The 18,224-nt window shown below is 62.0% G+C and carries 18 protein-coding genes; all 18 read left to right on the top strand.

Features of this window, described 5'->3' with window-relative positions:
- Positions 1-46: 46 nt before the first annotated feature.
- The 18 genes from O9Z70_RS07915 to O9Z70_RS07830 all read left to right on the top strand — a co-directional run bounded on the left by O9Z70_RS07915 (position 47) and on the right by O9Z70_RS07830 (position 18,198).
- Positions 47-595: an outer membrane protein gene (locus tag O9Z70_RS07915; RefSeq protein ID WP_286021922.1), complete on the top strand. Its 549-nt coding sequence runs from the start codon at positions 47-49 to the stop codon at positions 593-595.
- 321 nt (positions 596-916) lie between these two features.
- On the top strand, positions 917-1,510 hold the full coding sequence (locus tag O9Z70_RS07910) for an outer membrane protein (RefSeq protein WP_286021921.1): 594 nt from the start codon (positions 917-919) through the stop codon (positions 1,508-1,510).
- Between the two features lie 413 nt (positions 1,511-1,923).
- Entirely contained in the window at positions 1,924-2,289 is a 366-nt protein-coding gene (locus O9Z70_RS07905) for an NADH-quinone oxidoreductase subunit A (RefSeq protein ID WP_286021920.1), read from the top strand.
- Positions 2,280-2,861, top strand: coding sequence for a NuoB/complex I 20 kDa subunit family protein (locus tag O9Z70_RS07900; RefSeq protein WP_286021919.1), 582 nt, complete (start codon positions 2,280-2,282; stop codon positions 2,859-2,861). The genes O9Z70_RS07905 and O9Z70_RS07900 overlap by 10 nt, the downstream gene beginning before the upstream one ends.
- Positions 2,862-2,870: 9 nt before the next feature.
- Positions 2,871-3,488 carry an NADH-quinone oxidoreductase subunit C gene (locus O9Z70_RS07895; protein WP_286021918.1) on the top strand — a complete coding sequence of 206 codons (618 nt, stop codon included), beginning with the start codon at positions 2,871-2,873 and terminating at the stop codon, positions 3,486-3,488.
- The gene (locus O9Z70_RS07890) at positions 3,488-4,678 is read left to right on the top strand and encodes an NADH-quinone oxidoreductase subunit D (protein WP_286021917.1); all 1,191 of its coding nucleotides are present in this window, start codon (positions 3,488-3,490) and stop codon (positions 4,676-4,678) included. The genes O9Z70_RS07895 and O9Z70_RS07890 overlap by 1 nt, the downstream gene beginning before the upstream one ends.
- Positions 4,678-5,988: an NADH-quinone oxidoreductase subunit NuoE gene (gene nuoE / locus O9Z70_RS07885; protein WP_286021916.1), complete on the top strand. Its 1,311-nt coding sequence runs from the start codon at positions 4,678-4,680 to the stop codon at positions 5,986-5,988. Before O9Z70_RS07890 ends, nuoE begins: the two co-directional genes overlap by 1 nt.
- Positions 5,989-6,192 carry a hypothetical protein gene (locus O9Z70_RS07880; protein WP_286021915.1) on the top strand — a complete coding sequence of 68 codons (204 nt, stop codon included), beginning with the start codon at positions 5,989-5,991 and terminating at the stop codon, positions 6,190-6,192.
- Positions 6,193-6,194: 2 nt separating this feature from the next.
- Positions 6,195-7,508, top strand: coding sequence for an NADH-quinone oxidoreductase subunit NuoF (gene nuoF, locus O9Z70_RS07875; protein WP_286021914.1), 1,314 nt, complete (start codon positions 6,195-6,197; stop codon positions 7,506-7,508).
- A 4-nt stretch (positions 7,509-7,512) separates the two neighbouring features.
- Positions 7,513-9,615 (top strand): NADH-quinone oxidoreductase subunit NuoG, encoded by a 2,103-nt coding sequence (gene nuoG, locus O9Z70_RS07870; protein WP_286021913.1) that lies wholly within the window; start codon positions 7,513-7,515, stop codon positions 9,613-9,615.
- 9 nt (positions 9,616-9,624) lie between these two features.
- Complete coding sequence (gene nuoH, locus O9Z70_RS07865) at positions 9,625-10,722, top strand: NADH-quinone oxidoreductase subunit NuoH (RefSeq protein WP_286021912.1); 1,098 nt, start codon at positions 9,625-9,627, stop codon at positions 10,720-10,722.
- A complete protein-coding gene (gene nuoI / locus O9Z70_RS07860) occupies positions 10,722-11,210 on the top strand; it encodes an NADH-quinone oxidoreductase subunit NuoI (protein ID WP_286021911.1) in 489 nt (162 codons plus the stop codon). The genes nuoH and nuoI overlap by 1 nt, the downstream gene beginning before the upstream one ends.
- Before the next feature lie 11 nt (positions 11,211-11,221).
- Complete coding sequence (locus O9Z70_RS07855) at positions 11,222-11,830, top strand: NADH-quinone oxidoreductase subunit J (RefSeq protein ID WP_286021910.1); 609 nt, start codon at positions 11,222-11,224, stop codon at positions 11,828-11,830.
- A gap of 15 nt (positions 11,831-11,845) precedes the next feature.
- Positions 11,846-12,154 carry an NADH-quinone oxidoreductase subunit NuoK gene (gene nuoK, locus O9Z70_RS07850; protein WP_286021977.1) on the top strand — a complete coding sequence of 103 codons (309 nt, stop codon included), beginning with the start codon at positions 11,846-11,848 and terminating at the stop codon, positions 12,152-12,154.
- Positions 12,155-12,164: 10 nt separating this feature from the next.
- Positions 12,165-14,246 (top strand): NADH-quinone oxidoreductase subunit L, encoded by a 2,082-nt coding sequence (gene nuoL / locus O9Z70_RS07845; protein WP_286021909.1) that lies wholly within the window; start codon positions 12,165-12,167, stop codon positions 14,244-14,246.
- Positions 14,246-15,814, top strand: a complete 1,569-nt coding sequence (locus O9Z70_RS07840) for an NADH-quinone oxidoreductase subunit M (RefSeq protein ID WP_286021908.1) — start codon at positions 14,246-14,248, stop codon at positions 15,812-15,814. The genes nuoL and O9Z70_RS07840 overlap by 1 nt, the downstream gene beginning before the upstream one ends.
- A 9-nt stretch (positions 15,815-15,823) precedes the next feature.
- Positions 15,824-17,269, top strand: a complete 1,446-nt coding sequence (nuoN, locus tag O9Z70_RS07835) for an NADH-quinone oxidoreductase subunit NuoN (RefSeq protein WP_286021907.1) — start codon at positions 15,824-15,826, stop codon at positions 17,267-17,269.
- A gap of 101 nt (positions 17,270-17,370) precedes the next feature.
- Positions 17,371-18,198 (top strand): biotin--[acetyl-CoA-carboxylase] ligase, encoded by an 828-nt coding sequence (locus tag O9Z70_RS07830; protein WP_286021906.1) that lies wholly within the window; start codon positions 17,371-17,373, stop codon positions 18,196-18,198.
- Positions 18,199-18,224: the final 26 nt, after the last annotated feature.

Here is an 18,224-nt window from a genome sequence, read left to right as displayed (position 1 = left end):
GCGGGGCGTTTTCGTTTCATCTCCGGACCGCCCCGGGAGGACGGCCATGCCAATGATTCACAAAATCGCCCTTGTCAGCGCCCTTTGCTCAGTTTCCGTGAGCGCGGCCCTGGCGGCCGATGTGATCACCGTGCCTACGTCCAGTCAGGCGGCCTTGCCCATACATGAGGAATCCGGGTTTGACTGGAGTGGATTTTATGCCGGCATTTACGGCTCTATCCAGAACGGTTCCGCTGGTGGCATGCAATATGGCGCGGGCCTGAATGCCGGCGTCAATACCCAGTTCGATTTCTATCTGCTCGGCGCTGAAGTGGCCGTGCACGGTCTGGCGGATGACGGGACGGGCGAGCCCGCCTATGGCCAAATCCTCGGTCGGGCCGGCCTGGTCGTCTCCGACGATGTGCTGCTTTATGGAGCTGGCGGCTATGGCATCGATCTCGGCGCCCCGGCAGAGGCAGACTGGCTCGCCGGTGGCGGTGTCGAACTGGCGATCACCGACGCTTTTTCGGTGCGGGCCCAATATCTTCACAGCTTTCCGGCCGGCGGCGGAAACGCGGGGGATCAGTTCACTCTCGGCGCCAATTTCCATTTTTAGGATGGGCGATTCTTAGAATCACGCGGACTGCGGCAAAGCAAGGGGCCGCCCGTTGCTTTCATAGCAGGAATGTGGCAGCTTCTGCCCCATTCCTGCGATATCAATGCGCTAGGGAGGTCCTCATCGGACCCGATAAGGCCGTGTCCAGTCGGCATTTGTATCAAATTGAACCAATTCCGGGACATTCCTGCAACAGGTGCCCGCAAATGGTCATCAAATCTTATCCGCGCCGCCAGAATGAGGGTGGTACACTCTTGTCAGTGTCGTGCGCGTCAGGCATTTATCAGCCGACTACGGTTAACTCTATTGGGAGTGCAAGACATGTTTGTACGTTCTATCGCCATCGGCGTTTCCGCCGCGGCTCTTATGGTTGGTGGCGCTCAGGCCGCTGACCTGATCATCCCGACCACCCCGCAGCCGGTTTACACCCCTGCTGGTTTCGACTGGGAAGGCCTCTACATTGGTGCCCGTCTGGGTGGCCAGTTCGTTGGCGCCAATGGTTACGCTGGCTTTGACGTTGATCCCAGCACCACCTACGGCGTCGTCGGTGCCGCTGTCGGCGTGAATTTCATTCCGGTCGACCCGATCCTGCTCGGTGTTGAAGTCACCGGCGATTATCAGTGGGGCGGTACTACCGTCACTTCTTCCAGCGAGTTCTTCGCTAACCTCCGCGTCGGTGCGGTCGTGACCGATAACGCTCTGGTTTATGCTCTGGGCGGCATTGGCTTCAACAACACCTCGGCCGGTGGTTCGCAGGGTGTCTACCAGCTTGGTGGCGGTGTTGAATTTGCCGTTACCGATGCGATCACCGTTCGCGGTGAAATCGTCGGTCAGGGCGACTTCGAAAGCGCCGCGGCGACCGACAGCTTCTTCGAATCCGCCAAGGCAACTGTCGGCGTGTTCTACCACTTCTAAGAATCTAGCGTGGCGGGGCGCCATCGCCCCGTTGCCATTTTCTTGCAACCCAATTCGGCGGACCGATTCTTCGGTCCGCCGTTTTGGTTTTTGACCTGGAAGCCGGACGGCGCTTTCACGGCCGGCGGATTTCGGAAGCGCCCGCGTGACATGCACGTCTCGGCCGCCGCTATTTCCTGAAATGCCTTTTCCGTAAACGAACAGGCCGGTTCTTGATGGTCCTGGGGCACGATCATTCCCCAAATGGCGCGCTACTTACATGATTATTTTGCTCATATTTTCTTTCCCTTGAAACGTTTGGGGGGAAGGTCTAAGCCCTTGCGCATCACCTGCGCGTCGGTTCGCTTGCCCCAATTGCAAACCAACCCGCGCGCATCACGGCCGTTCTGGCTGCTTGAACTTTAGGCTGCCGCATGTCTGATCTGCTCAGCAATTATTTGCCCATTGTCATATTCATCGCCCTTGCCGCCGTGATCGGCGCGGCGCTGCTGGCGGCGCCGTTCCTGGTCTCGGTGAAGCGTCCCGATCCCGAAAAGGTCTCGGCCTTCGAGGCTGGCTTCGAAGCCTTTGGCGATGCGCGTATGAAGGTCGACGTGCGCTTCTATCTGGTCGCCATCCTCTTCATCATTTTCGATCTGGAAATAGCATTTCTCTTTCCCTGGGCCGTGGCCTTCCGCGATGTCGGCTGGTTCGGCTTCTGGTCGATGATGGTGTTCCTCGGCGTGTTGACCATCGGCTTTATCTATGAATGGCGTAAGGGAGCTCTGGAATGGGATTGAGCCCGTCCAGTTCGACACTGGTTACTCCGCGTCCTTCGGGCGCCCTCGATCCGGCCACCGGCAAGCCGTTTGGCGCTGACGATCAGTTCTTTGCCGGCGTCAATAACGAATTGGCCGACAAGGGTTTTCTCGTCACCACCGTGTCGCAGCTCATCACCTGGGCGCGCACCGGTTCGCTGATGTGGATGCAGACGGGCCTGGCCTGCTGCGCCGTGGAAATGATGCAGATGTCGATGCCGCGCTACGATATCGAGCGCTTCGGCACGGCGCCGCGCGCCTCGCCGCGTCAGTCCGACGTGCTGATCGTCGCGGGTACGCTGACCAACAAGATGGCCCCGGCCTTGCGCAAGGTCTACGACCAGATGCCTGAACCCCGCTATGTCATTTCCATGGGCTCCTGCGCCAATGGCGGCGGTTATTATCACTATTCCTATTCCGTTGTGCGCGGTTGCGACCGGGTGCTGCCGGTGGACGTCTATGTTCCGGGCTGCCCCCCGACCGCTGAAGCGCTTCTCTACGGCATCCTGTTGCTGCAGAAGAAGATTCGTCGCGACGGCACGATCGAACGATAGGGCGGGGGTATGGACGAAACTGTAATTGCCGACCCGCTCGTGACGCTCGGCGAATATGTCGCTGCCTCGCTGGGCGATGTCGTGCGGGGTTTTGAGGTTGCTTACGGTGACCTGACCGTTAACGTCGAGCGTGACGCGATCGTCGCAGTGGCGACTTTCCTGCGTGACGATGCGAAATGCCGCTTCATCTCCTTTGTCGACGTCTGCGGCGCCGATTATCCGGCGCGCGAGTTCCGCTTCGATGTGGTCTATCATTTCCTCAGCCCGCATCTGAACCAGCGCATCCGCGTCAAGCTCGAAGCCGACGACCAGACGCCGGTGCCCTCGATCTGCGAGGTGTTCCCCGGCGCCAATTGGTTCGAGCGCGAGGCCTACGACCTCTATGGCGTGCTGTTTTCCGGCCACCCCGACCTGCGCCGCATCCTCACCGATTATGGCTTTGACGGGCACCCGTTGCGCAAGGATTTCCCGCTCACCGGCTTTGTCGAGGTGCGCTACGATGAGGAGCGCAAGCGCGTCGTCTACGAGCCGGTCAAGCTGACCCAGGAATTCCGCTCGTTCGATTATCTGTCGCCCTGGGAAGGCACCGATTATGTGCTGCCCGGCGACGAGAAGGCGAAGAACTGATGTCTGAAGTCGACGTACGTAACTTCACGATCAATTTCGGCCCGGTCCACCCGTCCGCGCATGGTGTGCTGCGCATGATTCTGGAGCTGGACGGCGAGCTGGTCCAGCGCGTCGATCCGCATGTCGGCCTGTTGCACCGCGGCACCGAAAAGCTGATCGAGTACAAGACCTATCTGCAGGCCGTGCCTTATTTCGACAGGCTCGACTATGTGGCGCCGATGAACCAGGAGCATGCCTTCGCCCTCGCCGTCGAGCGCATGCTGGGCATCGAGGTGCCGCGCCGGGGCCAGCTCATCCGTGTGCTCTATTCCGAGATCGGCAGGCTGCTCGCCCACCTGATGAACGTGACCACGCAGGCCATGGATACCGGGGCGCTGACCCCGCCGCTCTGGGGCTTCGAGCAGCGTGAAAAGCTCATGATATTTTATGAGCGCGCCTCTGGCGCCCGAATGCACGCCGCATATTTCCGGCCGGGCGGCGTCCATCAGGACCTGCCGCAAGCGCTGATCGACGATATCGCGATCTTCTGCGAGGAATTCCCCCGGGCCCTTGACGATATCGACAGGCTGCTCACGGAAAACCGTATTTTCAAGCAGCGCAATGTCGATATCGGTGTCGTGACCGAGGAAGAATCCTGGGGACTCGGCTTTTCCGGCGTCATGGTGCGCGCCTCCGGCGCCGCCTGGGATCTGCGCAAGAGCCAGCCCTACGATGCCTATGCCGAAATGGATTTCGATATCCCGACCGGCTCGAATGGCGACTGCTATGACCGTTACCTCGTGCGCATGGAGGAAATGCGCCAGGCCAACGAGATCATGAAGCAATGCATCGCCAAGCTGAACGCCCCCGACGGCAAGGGCCCCGTGGCCTCCACCGATGGCAAAGTCGTGCCCCCCAGCCGCGGCGAGATGAAGCGGTCGATGGAAGCGCTGATCCATCACTTCAAGCTCTATACCGAGGGCTACAAGGTGCCGGCCGGCGAGATTTATGCCGCGGTCGAGGCGCCCAAGGGCGAATTCGGGGTCTATCTGGTGGCCGATGGCACCAACAAACCCTATCGCTGCCATATCCGCGCTCCGGGCTTTGCCCATCTGAGCGCCATGGATCACCTGTGTCGCGGCCATATGCTGGCCGACGTAACGGCGATCCTGGGATCGATTGACATTGTGTTCGGAGAGGTTGATCGCTGATGTCTGTGCGACGCCTTGCGGACGAGTCGGTACAACCGGCAAGTTTCGCCTTTACCGCAGAAAATCTCGCCTGGGCTGAAAAACGCATAGGGCTTTATCCGCCGGGTCGGCAGCAATCCGCCGTCATCCCGCTGCTCATGCGGGCGCAGGATCAGGATGGCTGGGTCACCCGCGCGACGATCGAGGCCGTCGCGGAAATGCTGTCCATGCCCTATATCCGGGTGCTGGAAGTGGCGACCTTCTATACCCAGTTCCAGTTGCAGCCGGTCGGCACCCGTGCGCACGTCCAGGTGTGCGGCACCACGCCCTGCATGCTGCGCGGGGCGGAGGGACTGATCGAGGTCTGCAAGAGCAAGATCCATCCCGAGCCGCACCGTCTCAATGAAGATGGCACGCTGTCCTGGGAAGAAGTGGAATGTGCCGGCGTCTGCGTGAACGCGCCCATGGTGGCCATTTTCCATGACACCTATGAGGACCTGACGGCCGAGCGCCTGGAAGAGATCATCGACGCTTTCCATGCCGGCAAGGGCGAGAGCATAAAGCCCGGCCCGCAGATCGACCGCCAGTTTTCCGGCGCTGAGGGCGGGGAAACCAGCCTGCTCGAAAAGCCGACGGCCACGCGCGAGAAATTTGTGCCGCCACCAGCTCCCGATGCGCCGGCCACGTCGGCTCCGGCGGCGGCGACGCCTACTACGGCTGCCAAGCCCAAGGATGTTGCCGAAGAAAACGCTCCGGCCCTCAAGGGTGCTCCTCAAGAGGCCAAGGTTTCCGAAGCGAAAGCCGAAACCGAGCGCAAGGCGGCGGCACAATCCGCCAAGGGGACCAGTGGCGAGCCCAATAAAGCGATGCGCGAAGACGCTGTTGGCGCCGAATCGCTCGGGTCCTCCCTCGATGGCGGCAAGGCCGTGGGCAAGGCTACGGTCAATGCGCCTGCCGATGGCGGTGCGCCGGCTTCAGTGAAAAAGACCAAATCCACGGCCAAGGCCGGGAAGGCCAGCGCCAGGGAAGTCTCCCCGACGGCCGACCATGCCGGCACGCCGCAGCCATTGTTCGACAAGCCTGCCGGCGCCGCCGATGACCTCAAGCTTATCGCGGGCATCGGTCCGGTGCTGGAAGGCAAGCTCAATGCCTTGGGGATCACCCGGTTCGAGCAGATTGCCAAGTTCAAGAAGGCCGATATCACCCGCGTCGATGAGGTCCTGAACTTCCGGGGCCGTATCGAGCGGGACGACTGGGTCAAGCAGGCCAAGGCGCTGGCCAAGGGCGGCGTCGAGGAATACCGCAAGGTGTTCGGGAAGGACCCGCGCTAAATGGCCATTCGCAGGATAGACTTCGGAAAGCTGACCATCATGGACTACGCTGTCGGCGTGGTACTCACCCTGGTCGCCACTGCCGTCGTCACCGGTTTCGAGATGGCTGCGAATTTAACGTTGCCGAGCTTTGCAGCTTCGGTGGCAGGAGCGGCGATCGGGATCGTCGCCTGGTTTACTTATCTGTTGAAGCGGAAAAGCTGATCATGCTCGCTGACAAGGATCGCATTTTCACCAATCTCTACGGCCGCCATGACTGGTCGCTCGCCGGAGCCCGCGAACGCGGCGCCTGGGTCGGGACGCGGGAATTCATCGACAATGGCCGCGACTGGATCGTCAACGAGGTCAAGGCTTCGGGCCTGCGCGGCCGGGGCGGCGCCGGTTTTCCCACCGCGCTCAAATGGACGTTCATGCCCAAGGAAGGCGCCGGCGACGGTCGCCCCAGCCAGCTTCTGGTCAATGCCGACGAATCCGAACCCGGCACCTGCAAGGACCGCGAGATTTTGCGGCACGATCCGCATCACCTGGTGGAAGGCTGCCTTCTGGCTGGCCGCGCCATGGGTGCGCATATCGCCTATGTCTATATCCGTGGCGAATTTGTCCGCGAGCGCCAGAATTTCGAGGCGGCCGTGCAGCAGGCCTATGATGCCAAGCTGATCGGCAAGAACAATCTGCATGGCTGGGACTTCGACATCGTCGTGCACCATGGCGCCGGCGCCTATATCTGCGGCGAAGAAACCGCTTTGATGGAGAGCCTGGAGGGCAAGAAGGGCCAGCCGCGCCTGAAGCCGCCGTTCCCGGCGGCCATGGGCGTCTATGGCAATCCCACCACCGTCAACAATGTCGAATCCATCGCCGTGGTGCCGGAAATCCTGCGCCGCTCCGGCGCCTGGTTCGCTTCCATCGGCCGCCCCAACAATACCGGCACCAAGCTGTTCATGGTCTCCGGCCACGTCAACAAGCCCGCCACCTTCGAAGAAGCGCTGGGGGAGAGCTTCAAGGACATCATCGAGAAGCATTGCGGCGGCATACGCGGCGGCTGGGATAACCTGCTGGCGGTAATTCCGGGCGGTGCGTCCTGCCCGGTGGTGCGCGGCGAGGACATGATGGATGCCGTCATGGATTTCGACGGCCTGCGCGAGAAGAAATCGTCCTTCGGCACCGGCGGCATGATCGTCATGGACAAGTCCACCGACATCATCAAGGCGATCTGGCGCATCTCGGTTTTCTTCAAGCATGAGAGCTGCGGGCAGTGCACACCCTGCCGCGAAGGCACCGGCTGGATGATGCGTGTGCTCGACCGCATGGTGCAGGGCCGGGCGCAGAAGCGCGAGATCGACATGCTGTTCGAGGTCACCAAGCAGATCGAAGGCCACACCATCTGCGCGCTGGGCGATGCGGCCGCCTGGCCGGTACAGGGCCTGATCCGCAACTTCCGTGACGTCATCGAAGCGCGGATCGATCAATATACCTATTCTTCCACCAGCGACGGCGCCGTGCCGTCGATCGCTGCGGAGTAAGTCGATGGCTCAGCTCAAGGTCGACGGCCAACTCGTCGAAGTCCCCGATTACTACACCCTGATGCAGGCCGCCGAAGCAGCCGGGGCGGAAATCCCGCGCTTCTGCTATCATGAGCGCCTGTCGGTGGCCGGCAATTGCCGCATGTGCCTGGTCGAGGTGAAGGGCGGTCCGCCGAAGCCGCAGGCTTCCTGCGCCATGGCGGTGCGCGACCTGCGCCCCGGCCCGAACGGCGAGCCGCCGGAAATGTTCACCAATACGCCCATGGTCAAGAAGGCCCGCGAAGGCGTGATGGAATTCCTGCTGATCAACCATCCGCTCGATTGCCCGATCTGCGATCAGGGCGGCGAGTGCGACCTGCAGGACCAGGCCATGGCCTATGGCGTCTCCGGCTCACGCTTCTTCGAGAACAAGCGCGCCGTCGAAGACAAATATATGGGCCCGCTGATCAAGACGGTGATGAACCGCTGCATTCACTGCACCCGTTGCGTCCGCTTCACCACGGAAGTGGCGGGCATTTCGGAACTGGGCCTGATCGGTCGCGGCGAGGATGCCGAGATCACCCCCTATCTGGAGCGGGCGCTGACCAGCGAATTGCAGGGCAATGTCATCGATCTGTGCCCGGTCGGCGCGCTGACCTCCAAGCCCTATGCCTTCAACGCCCGTCCGTGGGAATTGAACAAGACCGAATCCATCGACGTCATGGATGCCCTCGGTTCGGCCATCCGCGTCGATAGCCGTGGCCGCGAAGTGATGCGGGTCCTGCCGCGCATCAACGAGGCTATCAACGAAGAGTGGATTTCGGACAAGACGCGGTTCATCTGGGATGGCCTCAAGAGCCAGCGCCTGGACCGGCCCTATGTACGCAAGGGCGGCAAGCTGCAGCCTGCCAGCTGGGACGATGCCCTCTCCGCCATTGCCACGCGGGTCAAGAAGGCCGGCAACAAGGTCGGGACCATTGCCGGCGATCTCGCCGCCGTCGAGGAAATGTATGCTCTCAAGGGCCTGCTGGCCTCGATCGGCTCGGGCATGACCGATGTGCGTCCGGCCATGTCCGGCATCGATCCGTCCATGCCGCGTTCGGCCTATCTCTTCAATCCCACCATTGCCGGGATCGAGGAAGCCGACGCCATCCTCATCATCGGTTCCAATCCGCGCAAGGAAGCGGCGGTGCTCAATGCGCGCATCCGCAAGACCTGGCGTGCCAAGGGCGTGCCTGTCGCCGTTATCGGCGAACAGGCCGACCTGACCTATGACTATACCTATCTCGGCAACGGGCTTGAAACGCTTGCCGACCTGGCCGCCGGCAGGGGCGCTTTCGCCGAAACGCTGGGCAATGCCCAGCATCCGCTAGTCATCGTGGGCGAGGGCGCCGTTTCTCACGCCACGCTCGGCAAGCAGGTCGGCCGCGATACCATCGCGCTCGCCGCCAGGCTGGCTACTGGCCCGAACGTCGCCGCAGGCTGGAACGGCTTTGCGCTGCTGCACAACGCCGCCAGCCGCGTTGGCGGCCTCGATATCGGTTTCGTACCGCATGATGGCGGCGTCTGCTCGGCCGATCAGATCGCGCTGGCCGGCAAGGGCGAACTCGACGTGCTGTTCCTGCTCGGCGCCGACGAACACGACATCGCCGCCACGGGCAAGGCTTTCGTCGTCTATATCGGTTCGCATGGCGACAAGGGTGCGCACCGCGCCGATGTCATCCTGCCGGGCGCTGCCTATACCGAGAAGTCGGGCACCTATGTGAACACCGAGGGCCGCGTGCAGGTTACCACCCGCGCCGTGTTCCCGCCGGGAGAGGCCAAGGAAGACTGGGCCATCATCCGGGCGCTGTCCGGCGCCATGGGCCAGCCGCTGCCCTACAATTCGCTGGCGCAGCTTCGCGCGGCGCTTTATGGCGAGTTCCCGCATCTGGCGCGCATCAACGAAATCGCCCCCGGTTCGGCGGCGGACATTGCCGGGCTGGGCCAGGCCGGCATCGAGACCAAGTCGGCGCCCTATGCCTCGCTGGTCGACGACTTCTATCTCAGCAATCCGATCGCGCGGGCCTCGGCCACCATGGGCGAATGCGCCGCCATGGCCGCCGGGCTCAGGCAGGCGGCGGAATAGGGGAGCAATATGGACTTTATCATCGCTGCCCTCGATTACCTCCTCGGCATCCCGGTTCTTGGCTGGGGCACCCATATCGGCTTTGTCTATAAGGCATTGCTGCTGCTGGTCGTATTGCTGGTCTATACCGCGTTCATCCTGCTGGCCGACCGCAAGGTCTGGGCGGCGGTGCAGCTCCGTCGCGGCCCCAATGTGGTGGGGCCGTTCGGCCTGCTCCAGAGCTTCGCCGACCTGTTGAAATTCGTCTTCAAGGAGCCGGTCATTCCGGCGGGCGCCGACAAGGTGCTGTTCCTGGCCGCTCCATTGATCACCGCCACTCTGGCGCTGGGCGGCTGGGCGGTGGTGCCGCTCTTCGATGGCGGGGCCATGGCGAATATCAATGTGGGCGTACTCTACGTGCTCGCCATTTCCTCGCTGGGTGTCTATGGCGTCATCATCGGCGGCTGGGCCTCGAACTCGAAATATCCGTTCTTCGGGGCGATCCGCGCCGCCGCGCAAATGGTCAGCTACGAAGTCTCCATCGGCCTCGTCATCATCACCGTGCTGCTCTGCGTCGGCTCGCTGAACCTCAACGATATCGTCATCGCGCAGTCGGAGATGGGCCTCGCCCATGCCCTCGGCGTTCCGTGGCTTTCGTTCCTGAACTGGTTCTGGCTGCCGCTGTTCCCGATGTTTGTGGTGTTCTACATTTCGGCCCTGGCCGAAACCAACCGTCCGCCCTTCGACTTCGCCGAAGGCGAATCGGAGCTGGTCGCCGGTTTCATGACCGAATATTCGGCCACGCCCTACATGCTGTTCATGCTGGGCGAGTACATCTCCATCCTGTTGATGTGCGCCATGACCACCATCCTGTTCCTGGGCGGCTGGGCCGCGCCCATCGATCTGCCGCCCTTCACCTGGATTCCGGGGGCCGTGTGGTTCTTCATCAAGGTCAGCCTGGTCTTCTTCATGTTCGCCATGGCCAAGGCCATCGTGCCCCGTTACCGCTATGACCAGCTCATGCGGATCGGCTGGAAGCTGTTCCTGCCGCTCTCGCTCCTCATGGTCGTCATCGTCGCTTTCGTCCTTCAGCTCACCGGCTGGGGCTGGCACGGAGGGATTGCCTGATGCGCGCCAGACAGATTTTAAACACTCTGCTGCTCACGGAACTGGTCTCGGCCTTTTTTCTGGCCATGCGATATTTCTTCTCGCCCAAGCCGACCGTGAACTATCCGTTCGAGAAGGGGCCGGTATCGCCGCGCTTCCGGGGTGAACATGCCTTGCGCCGCTATCCCAATGGGGAAGAGCGCTGCATTGCCTGCAAGCTCTGCGAGGCCATCTGCCCGGCCCAGGCCATCACCATCGAGGCCGGACCGCGCCAGAATGACGGCACCCGCCGTACATTGCGCTACGATATCGACATGGTGAAATGCATCTATTGCGGTTTCTGCCAGGAAGCCTGTCCGGTGGATGCCATCGTCGAAGGGCCGAACTTCGAATTCGCAACCGAAACGCGCGAGGAGCTCTATTTCTCGAAAGAGAAGCTTCTCAGCAATGGCGATCGTTGGGAGCGGGAAATCGCCGCCAACCTGGCCGCCGATGCGCCTTACCGCTGAGAGGGAAGAGGATGACCCTTCCACTATTCTTCTTCTATCTGTTCTCGGCGATCGCCGTCGCCTCGGCCTTCATGGTCATCTCGTCGCGGAACCCGGTGCATGCCGTGCTGTTTCTGATCCTCACCTTCGTCAATGGCGCGGGCCTGTTCATGCTGGCCGGCGCCGAATTCCTGGCGCTGATCCTGATCGTGGTCTATGTCGGCGCCGTGGCGGTGCTATTCCTGTTCGTCGTAATGATGCTCGATGTGGACTTTGCCGAGCTCAAATCCGGCGTGCTGCAATATGCGCCGATCGGCATTCTGGTCGGCGTTGTGCTGCTGCTCGAACTACTGCTGGTCGCTGGCAGCACCATGGTCTCCCCGGAGATCACGGGCGGCGCGGCGCTGCCCATCGACAATACTATCGAGAATACGCGCGCGCTCGGCCAGGTGCTCTACACACGTTACGTCTTCCTGTTCCAGGGTGCCGCTGCCGTGCTGCTGGTCGCCATGATCGGCGCCATCGTTTTGACGCTGCGGCATCGGCCCGGCATCAAGCGGCAGAACACGGCCACGCAGATCGGCCGCAAGGCGAGCGAGACGCTCAAGGTCGTCAAGGTCAAACCGGGTCAGGGGCTATAGGGGATTATCATGGGTCTGGGAATCGGGCTCGGTCATTACCTGACCGTCGCGGCAATCCTGTTCACGCTCGGCGTGTTCGGCATTTTCATCAACCGCAAGAACGTCATCGTCATCCTGATGTCGGTGGAATTGATCCTGCTTGCCGTCAATCTCAATCTGGTGGCTTTCAGCGCGCAGCTCAACGACCTGCAAGGTCAGGTCTTCGCACTGATGATCCTCACCGTGGCCGCCGCGGAAGCCGCCATTGGTCTGGCCATCCTGGTCATCTTCTATCGCAACCGCGGCTCCATTGCGGTTGAAGACGTCAACATGATGAAGGGCTAAGAGCACCGCTATGATCATTCAGGCGATTGTTTTCCTGCCCCTTATCGGGGCGCTCATTGCCGGGCTCCTGGGCCGCAGCATCGGTCATCGTCCGAGCGAATTCATCACCACCGGGCTGCTGATCGTGGCGGCGGTGCTGAGCTGGGTCGTGTTTATCCCGGTGGCCTTCGGCGATGGTCTGGCGGGCGCGGTCGGCGACGGCCAGGCCGCAGTGCTCAAGATCGAGGTGATGCGCTGGATCCAGGTTGGCGATATGGACCTGCGCTGGGTGCTGCGCGTCGACACGCTCACCGCCATCATGCTGGTGGTCGTGAACACCGTCTCGGCGCTCGTGCACGTCTATTCCATCGGTTACATGAGCGAGGATCCGCATCGCTCGCGCTTCTTCGCCTATCTCTCGCTTTTCACCTTCGCCATGCTGATGCTGGTGACCGCCGACAACTTCCTGCAAATGTTCTTCGGCTGGGAAGGGGTGGGGCTGGCCTCATATCTGCTGATCGGCTTTTGGTACACAAAGCCATCCGCCTCGGCCGCCGCCATGAAAGCCTTTATCGTCAACCGCGTCGGCGATTTCGGCTTCCTGCTGGGCATTTTCGGCTCCTTCCTGGTGCTGGGCGAAATCGGCTTCGACGGGGCATTCGCCGCCGTCGACGAATTCGCCACTACCGGCATGCCCACCATCCAGTTCCTCGCCTGGAATCTGGATGCCATGACCGTCATCTGCCTGCTCCTGTTCATGGGGGCGATGGGCAAATCGGCACAATTCCTGCTGCACACCTGGCTGCCCGACGCCATGGAAGGCCCGACGCCGGTATCGGCGCTGATCCATGCCGCCACCATGGTTACCGCCGGCGTTTTCATGGTCGCCCGGCTGTCGCCGATTTTCGAGACCTCGCCCTTCGCCCTGGCAGTCATCATCGCCATCGGCGCCATCACCGCCTTCTTCGCGGCGACAGTGGGCCTGGTGCAGAACGACATCAAGCGCGTGATCGCCTATTCGACCTGTTCGCAGCTCGGCTACATGTTCGTGGCGCTGGGGGCAGGGGCCTATTCGGCCGGCGTCTTCCACCTGTTCACCCACGCCTTTTTCAAGGCCCTGCTGTTCCTCTGCGCCGGCGCGGTCATCCATGCCATGCACCATGAGCAGGACATGCGGAACATGGGAGGGCTGCGCAAGAAGATCCCCATCACCTATGCGATGATGCTGATCGGCACGCTGGCGCTGACCGGCGTGGGCATTCCCGGCACCAATTTCGGCTTTGCCGGCTTCTTCTCCAAGGATGCCATCATCGAGAGCGCCTATGCCTATGGCGGCAATCTGGGCAGCTTCGCCTTCTGGCTCCTGGTTGTCGCGGCCTTGTTCACCAGCTTCTATTCCTGGCGCCTGGTGCACCTGACCTTCCACGGTTCGCCGCGCGATGCGCAGCATCATGGCGAGGGGCCGCATCCCGACCCGTCCCATGCAGCGCTGGAAAGCCATGACGAGCCGCTGGCGGACGCCCATCACGGCTCGGCCTACGATAATGCGCATGAAGCGCCCAATGTCATGCTGGTGCCGCTCTATGTGCTGGCGGTCGGCGCGGTGCTGGCCGGCGTGGTGTTCTACGGCATGTTCTTCCACGACGTGGAGCATATCGAACACTTCTTCGCCGGCTCGATCTTCGTCGACCACCAGATCATCGAAGACGCGCATCATGTGCCCGCTTGGGTGAAGTGGAGCGCGACGATTTCCATGATCGTCGGTTTCGTCGCTGCCTGGTACATGTATATCCGTCGTCCGGACGTGCCCGGCCGCCTGGCCGCTTCCAATCCGGGGCTCTACAAGTTCCTGCTCAACAAGTGGTATTTCGACGAACTCTACAACACGATCTTCGTGCGTCCGGCGCTGTGGATCGGCAATGCGATCTGGAAGGGCTTCGACGATTGGCTGGTTGACGGCAAGATCACCGAGGGTCTCGGCCGTCGCGTCCAGAACGTCACCAGCTGGGTGGTCAAATTGCAGACCGGTTATCTCTACCATTATGCCTTTGCGATGCTGATCGGCATTGCGGCGCTGCTGACCTGGGCTATTGCGGCCGGGGGGCTCATCTGATGAATTTCGACAATACCATCCTGACAATCATCACCTGGCTGCCGGTAATCGGTGCCGCCGTTCTGATGCTGACGCCCAAGGGCTCGGTCAATGCCATCCGCTGGATGGCGCTGACCGTGACGCTGATCGTCTTCGCGCTTTCGCTGGCTCTCTGGCAAACCTTCGACGTCACCAATCCGGGCTTCCAGTTCGTGGTGAACATGCCCTGGATCGGCGATTCCATCGGCTATCGCGTCGGCGTTGACGGGATTTCGGTGCTCTTCGTGGTGCTGACCGCGCTGCTGATGCCGGCTGCCGTCCTGGCCAGCTGGGAAGTGGAAACGCGGGTCAAGGAATATATGATCGTATTCCTCGTGCTCGAGACCCTGATGATCGGCGTGTTCACCACGCTCGATCTGGCCATGTTCTACGTGTTCTTCGAGGGCACCCTGCTGCCGATGTTCCTCATCATCGGCATCTGGGGCGGCTCGGCGCGCATCCAGGCGGCCTACAAGTTCTTCTTCTACACCTTTGTCGGCTCGGTGCTGATGCTGCTGGCCATGATGGCGATGTACTGGGATGCCGGTACGACCGATATCGTGAAACTGCTGGCCCACCAGTTCCCCAGCGGCATGCAGATCTGGCTGTGGCTGGCCTTCTTCGCCTCTTTGGCGGTGAAGATGCCGATGTGGCCGTTCCATCGCTGGCTGCCCGAGGCACACGTGCAGGCGCCGACCGCCGGCTCGGTGATCCTGGCCGCGATCCTGCTCAAGCTGGGCGGCTACGGCTTCCTGCGCTTCAGCCTGCCGATGTTCCCCGAAGCCTCGGCGCAATTGACGAATTTCGTTTTCGTGCTGTCGATCGCTGCCATCATTCTCACCTCGCTGGTGGCGCTGGTGCAGACCGACATGAAAAAGCTGATCGCCTATTCGTCCGTCGCCCATATGGGTTTCGTGACCATGGGCATCTTCGCCGGCAATGCACTGGGCATCCAGGGCGCCATGTTCCAGATGATCAGCCATGGCATCGTGTCCGGCGCGCTGTTCCTTTGCGTGGGCGTGATCTACGACCGCATGCATACCCGGGAGATCGCGGCCTATGGCGGGTTGGTGGAGCGCATGCCGCAATATGCTTTCGCCTTCATGGTCTTCACCATGGCCAATGTCGGGCTGCCCGGCACATCGGGCTTCGTCGGTGAATTTCTCACCATGATCGCGGTGTTCCAGGTTAACACCTGGGTAGCATTCGGCGCCGCATTAGGGGTGATTCTGTCAGCCAGCTATGCCCTTTGGCTCTATCGCCGCATCATTTTCGGCGCGCTGACCAAGGACAGTCTCAAATCCATCCTCGATCTCAATCTGCGCGAGAAGGTGGTGCTCTATCCCTTGCTCGCGCTGACGGTGGTTTTCGGTTTCTATCCGGCGCCGATCCTCGATACGACGGCTGCCGCTGTCAATAATCTGGTGGCGCAATACTCGACCGCCACCGGCCGCGATCCGGCCGTGGATCTGGCGGATGAACGTGCCCAACTCGAATATGCCGCGCCCATGGGCGAGGCGCAGCCGGCCACAGCGCCCGCTTCGCATTAGGAGACTGTCGTGAACTCTGACATTACCGATTTTGCGAGCCTGGCCCCGGCCTATCCCGAAATGCTGGTGGCTGTCGGCGCTCTGGTGCTGATCGTCATCGGCGTCATCGTCAACAAGGAGAAATCCGCGCTGGTGAACTGGCTGGCCATCGCGCTGCTGGCCGTCGCCGGTGTGCTGGTGGTCGCGCAGCCGGCGGATGGGGTGATCTTCAACGGTCTCTTCCTGGCCGACAGTTTCGCCCGCTACATGAAGGTGCTGGTCATGGGCGGCGCGCTCCTCGCGCTGATCCTCGGCCTGTCCAATGCCGAAGAGAACGGCATCCACAAATACGAATATTCCATCCTCGCGGTGCTGGCGACTTTGGGCATGATGGTCATGGTTTCGGCCAACGACCTGATGAGCCTTTATGTCGGGCTCGAGCTGCAATCGCTGTCGCTCTATGTCATGGCTGCCATCAAGCGCGACGACAGCCGGGCCAGCGAGGCGGGGCTGAAATATTTCGTGCTGGGGGCGCTGTCCTCGGGCATGCTGCTCTATGGCGCGTCGCTGATCTACGGCTTTACCGGCCATACCAATCTCTCCGACATCGTGGTCGCCATCGCCAATGACGGCCGGTCCATCGGCCTGATCTTCGGCGTGGTGTTCCTCTTGACCGGCATCGCCTTCAAGATTTCCGCCGTGCCGTTCCACATGTGGACGCCCGACGTCTATGAGGGCGCGCCGACCCCGGTTACCGCCTTTTTCGCCATGGCGCCCAAGGTCGCGGCGATGGCGCTGATGGTGCGGCTGGTGATGAACACTTTCGCGCCCATCGCCCATGACTGGCAGCAGATCGTCATTTTCCTCTCCATCGCCTCCATGGTGCTGGCGGCCTTCGCCGCCATCGGCCAGCAATCGATCAAGCGGCTCATCGCCTATTCCTCGATCGGTCACGTGGGCTTCGCGCTGGTCGGGCTGTCCTCGGGCACGCAGGTGGGGGTGGAAGGCGTTGCGGTCTATATGGCCATCTATGTCGCCATGACGGTGGCGCTCTTTGCCTGCATCCTGTCGCTGCGGACCGACAAGGGCTATGTGGAAAATATCGAGGATCTGGCCGGCGCCTCGCGCAAGCGGCCCTTCGTAGCGGCCATCATGGCCATCGTGATGTTTTCCTTGATCGGGCTGCCGCCGCTGGCCGGGTTCTTCGCCAAATGGCAGGTCTTCCTTGCAGCCATCGAAGCCAATCTCTATATCCTGGCGGTCATCGGCATGCTGGCCTCGGCGATCAGCGCCTTCTATTACCTGCGGGTGGTCAAGATCATGTATTTCGACGAACCCAAGGATGAGTTCGCCGCCGTGCCGGGGGAACTCAATATCGTCATGGCCGTGTCGGGATTCCTCATCGTGACCTATTATTTCACCGTCGGTAATCCGCTGGCCGGCCTGGCGCACAATGCCGCCGGAAGCCTGTTCTAGTGCATCGCCCGGAAAAGCGGATGCCGGTTTCCGGTCAGGCGCTGCACCGCAAGCGGCCCGGACTGCCTGGAGTACGCCCATGGGCGTGCGTGGTGTTTTAGGTGGCCAAGTTCGCGCTTGGCGCCAAGGCCAAAGCGGCCGGCTACCGGCTGGCCGGCTTTGACGCCATCGGCTCCACCAATAGCGAAGCGCTCGCGGCGGCGGCGGCGGGCGATCCGGGCGGCATCTGGTTCGCCGCCCTGCAGCAAAATGCCGGCCGGGGGCGACGGGGCCGGGAATGGCACAGTCCCGCCGGCAATCTCGCCGCCAGCCTGCTCATCGTGCCGGACGTTGCGCCCGAACTCATCGCTACTCTGGGTTTCGTTGCCGGCGTGGCGCTCAATCGCGGCCTCTCCGCCATTCTGCCGGCCGGCGTGGTCCGGATCGGCATCGACGGGGCGGACGGGGCCGACGGCTCGCGTATCGCGCTCAAATGGCCGAACGACGTATTGGCGGACGGCGCTAAGCTGGCCGGCATCCTGTTGGAAGCCGGCAAGACGCCGGACGGACGCAGCGCCATCGTCATCGGCTGCGGCGTCAACATCATCGCGGCGCCCGAAGGAACGCCCTATCCGGCGACCTCGCTCAGCGCCCTGGGCATCGAGCGCAGCGCCGAAGACGTGTTCGAAGCGCTCTCCGACGCCTGGGTGGAAACCTTTTCCCTGTGGGATGACGGGTGCGGCGTTGCGGCGGTGCTCGACCGCTGGCGCGGTTCCGCCGCCGGGCTGGGGGCGCCGGTCGCCGTCGCGCAGGACGGTGTGGTCCGGCGCGGCATTTTTGAAACCATCGATTCCGCCGGTCGGCTGATCATCCGCGACGCTGACGGTTCGCGGTTCCCGATCACGGCGGGCGACGTACATTTTGGGGCAACGGCCAGCGCCCGAAGCTGACCATAGACAAAGCGCGGCGACCGTCG

Source organism: Devosia sp. YIM 151766, assembly GCF_030285925.1.
GTDB lineage: Bacteria > Pseudomonadota > Alphaproteobacteria > Rhizobiales > Devosiaceae > Devosia.
This window is presented reverse-complemented; position numbering and strand designations above follow the sequence as displayed.

Excerpts from the sequence above, each read along its gene's own strand:
- nuoF (WP_286021914.1), top strand. The coding sequence starts at position 6,195 with ATGCTCGCTGACAAGGATCGCATTTTCACCAATCTCTACGGCCGCCAT.
- O9Z70_RS07905 (WP_286021920.1), top strand. The coding sequence starts at position 1,924 with ATGTCTGATCTGCTCAGCAATTATTTGCCCATTGTCATATTCATCGCC.
- O9Z70_RS07890 (WP_286021917.1), top strand. The coding sequence starts at position 3,488 with ATGTCTGAAGTCGACGTACGTAACTTCACGATCAATTTCGGCCCGGTC.
- O9Z70_RS07910 (WP_286021921.1), top strand. The coding sequence starts at position 917 with ATGTTTGTACGTTCTATCGCCATCGGCGTTTCCGCCGCGGCTCTTATG.
- O9Z70_RS07915 (WP_286021922.1), top strand. The coding sequence starts at position 47 with ATGCCAATGATTCACAAAATCGCCCTTGTCAGCGCCCTTTGCTCAGTT.
- nuoI (WP_286021911.1), top strand. The coding sequence starts at position 10,722 with ATGCGCGCCAGACAGATTTTAAACACTCTGCTGCTCACGGAACTGGTC.
- O9Z70_RS07855 (WP_286021910.1), top strand. The coding sequence starts at position 11,222 with ATGACCCTTCCACTATTCTTCTTCTATCTGTTCTCGGCGATCGCCGTC.
- nuoG (WP_286021913.1), top strand. The coding sequence starts at position 7,513 with ATGGCTCAGCTCAAGGTCGACGGCCAACTCGTCGAAGTCCCCGATTAC.
- O9Z70_RS07880 (WP_286021915.1), top strand. The coding sequence starts at position 5,989 with ATGGCCATTCGCAGGATAGACTTCGGAAAGCTGACCATCATGGACTAC.
- O9Z70_RS07895 (WP_286021918.1), top strand. The coding sequence starts at position 2,871 with ATGGACGAAACTGTAATTGCCGACCCGCTCGTGACGCTCGGCGAATAT.
- O9Z70_RS07900 (WP_286021919.1), top strand. The coding sequence starts at position 2,280 with ATGGGATTGAGCCCGTCCAGTTCGACACTGGTTACTCCGCGTCCTTCG.
- nuoH (WP_286021912.1), top strand. The coding sequence starts at position 9,625 with ATGGACTTTATCATCGCTGCCCTCGATTACCTCCTCGGCATCCCGGTT.
- nuoE (WP_286021916.1), top strand. The coding sequence starts at position 4,678 with ATGTCTGTGCGACGCCTTGCGGACGAGTCGGTACAACCGGCAAGTTTC.
- O9Z70_RS07840 (WP_286021908.1), top strand. The coding sequence starts at position 14,246 with ATGAATTTCGACAATACCATCCTGACAATCATCACCTGGCTGCCGGTA.
- nuoL (WP_286021909.1), top strand. The coding sequence starts at position 12,165 with ATGATCATTCAGGCGATTGTTTTCCTGCCCCTTATCGGGGCGCTCATT.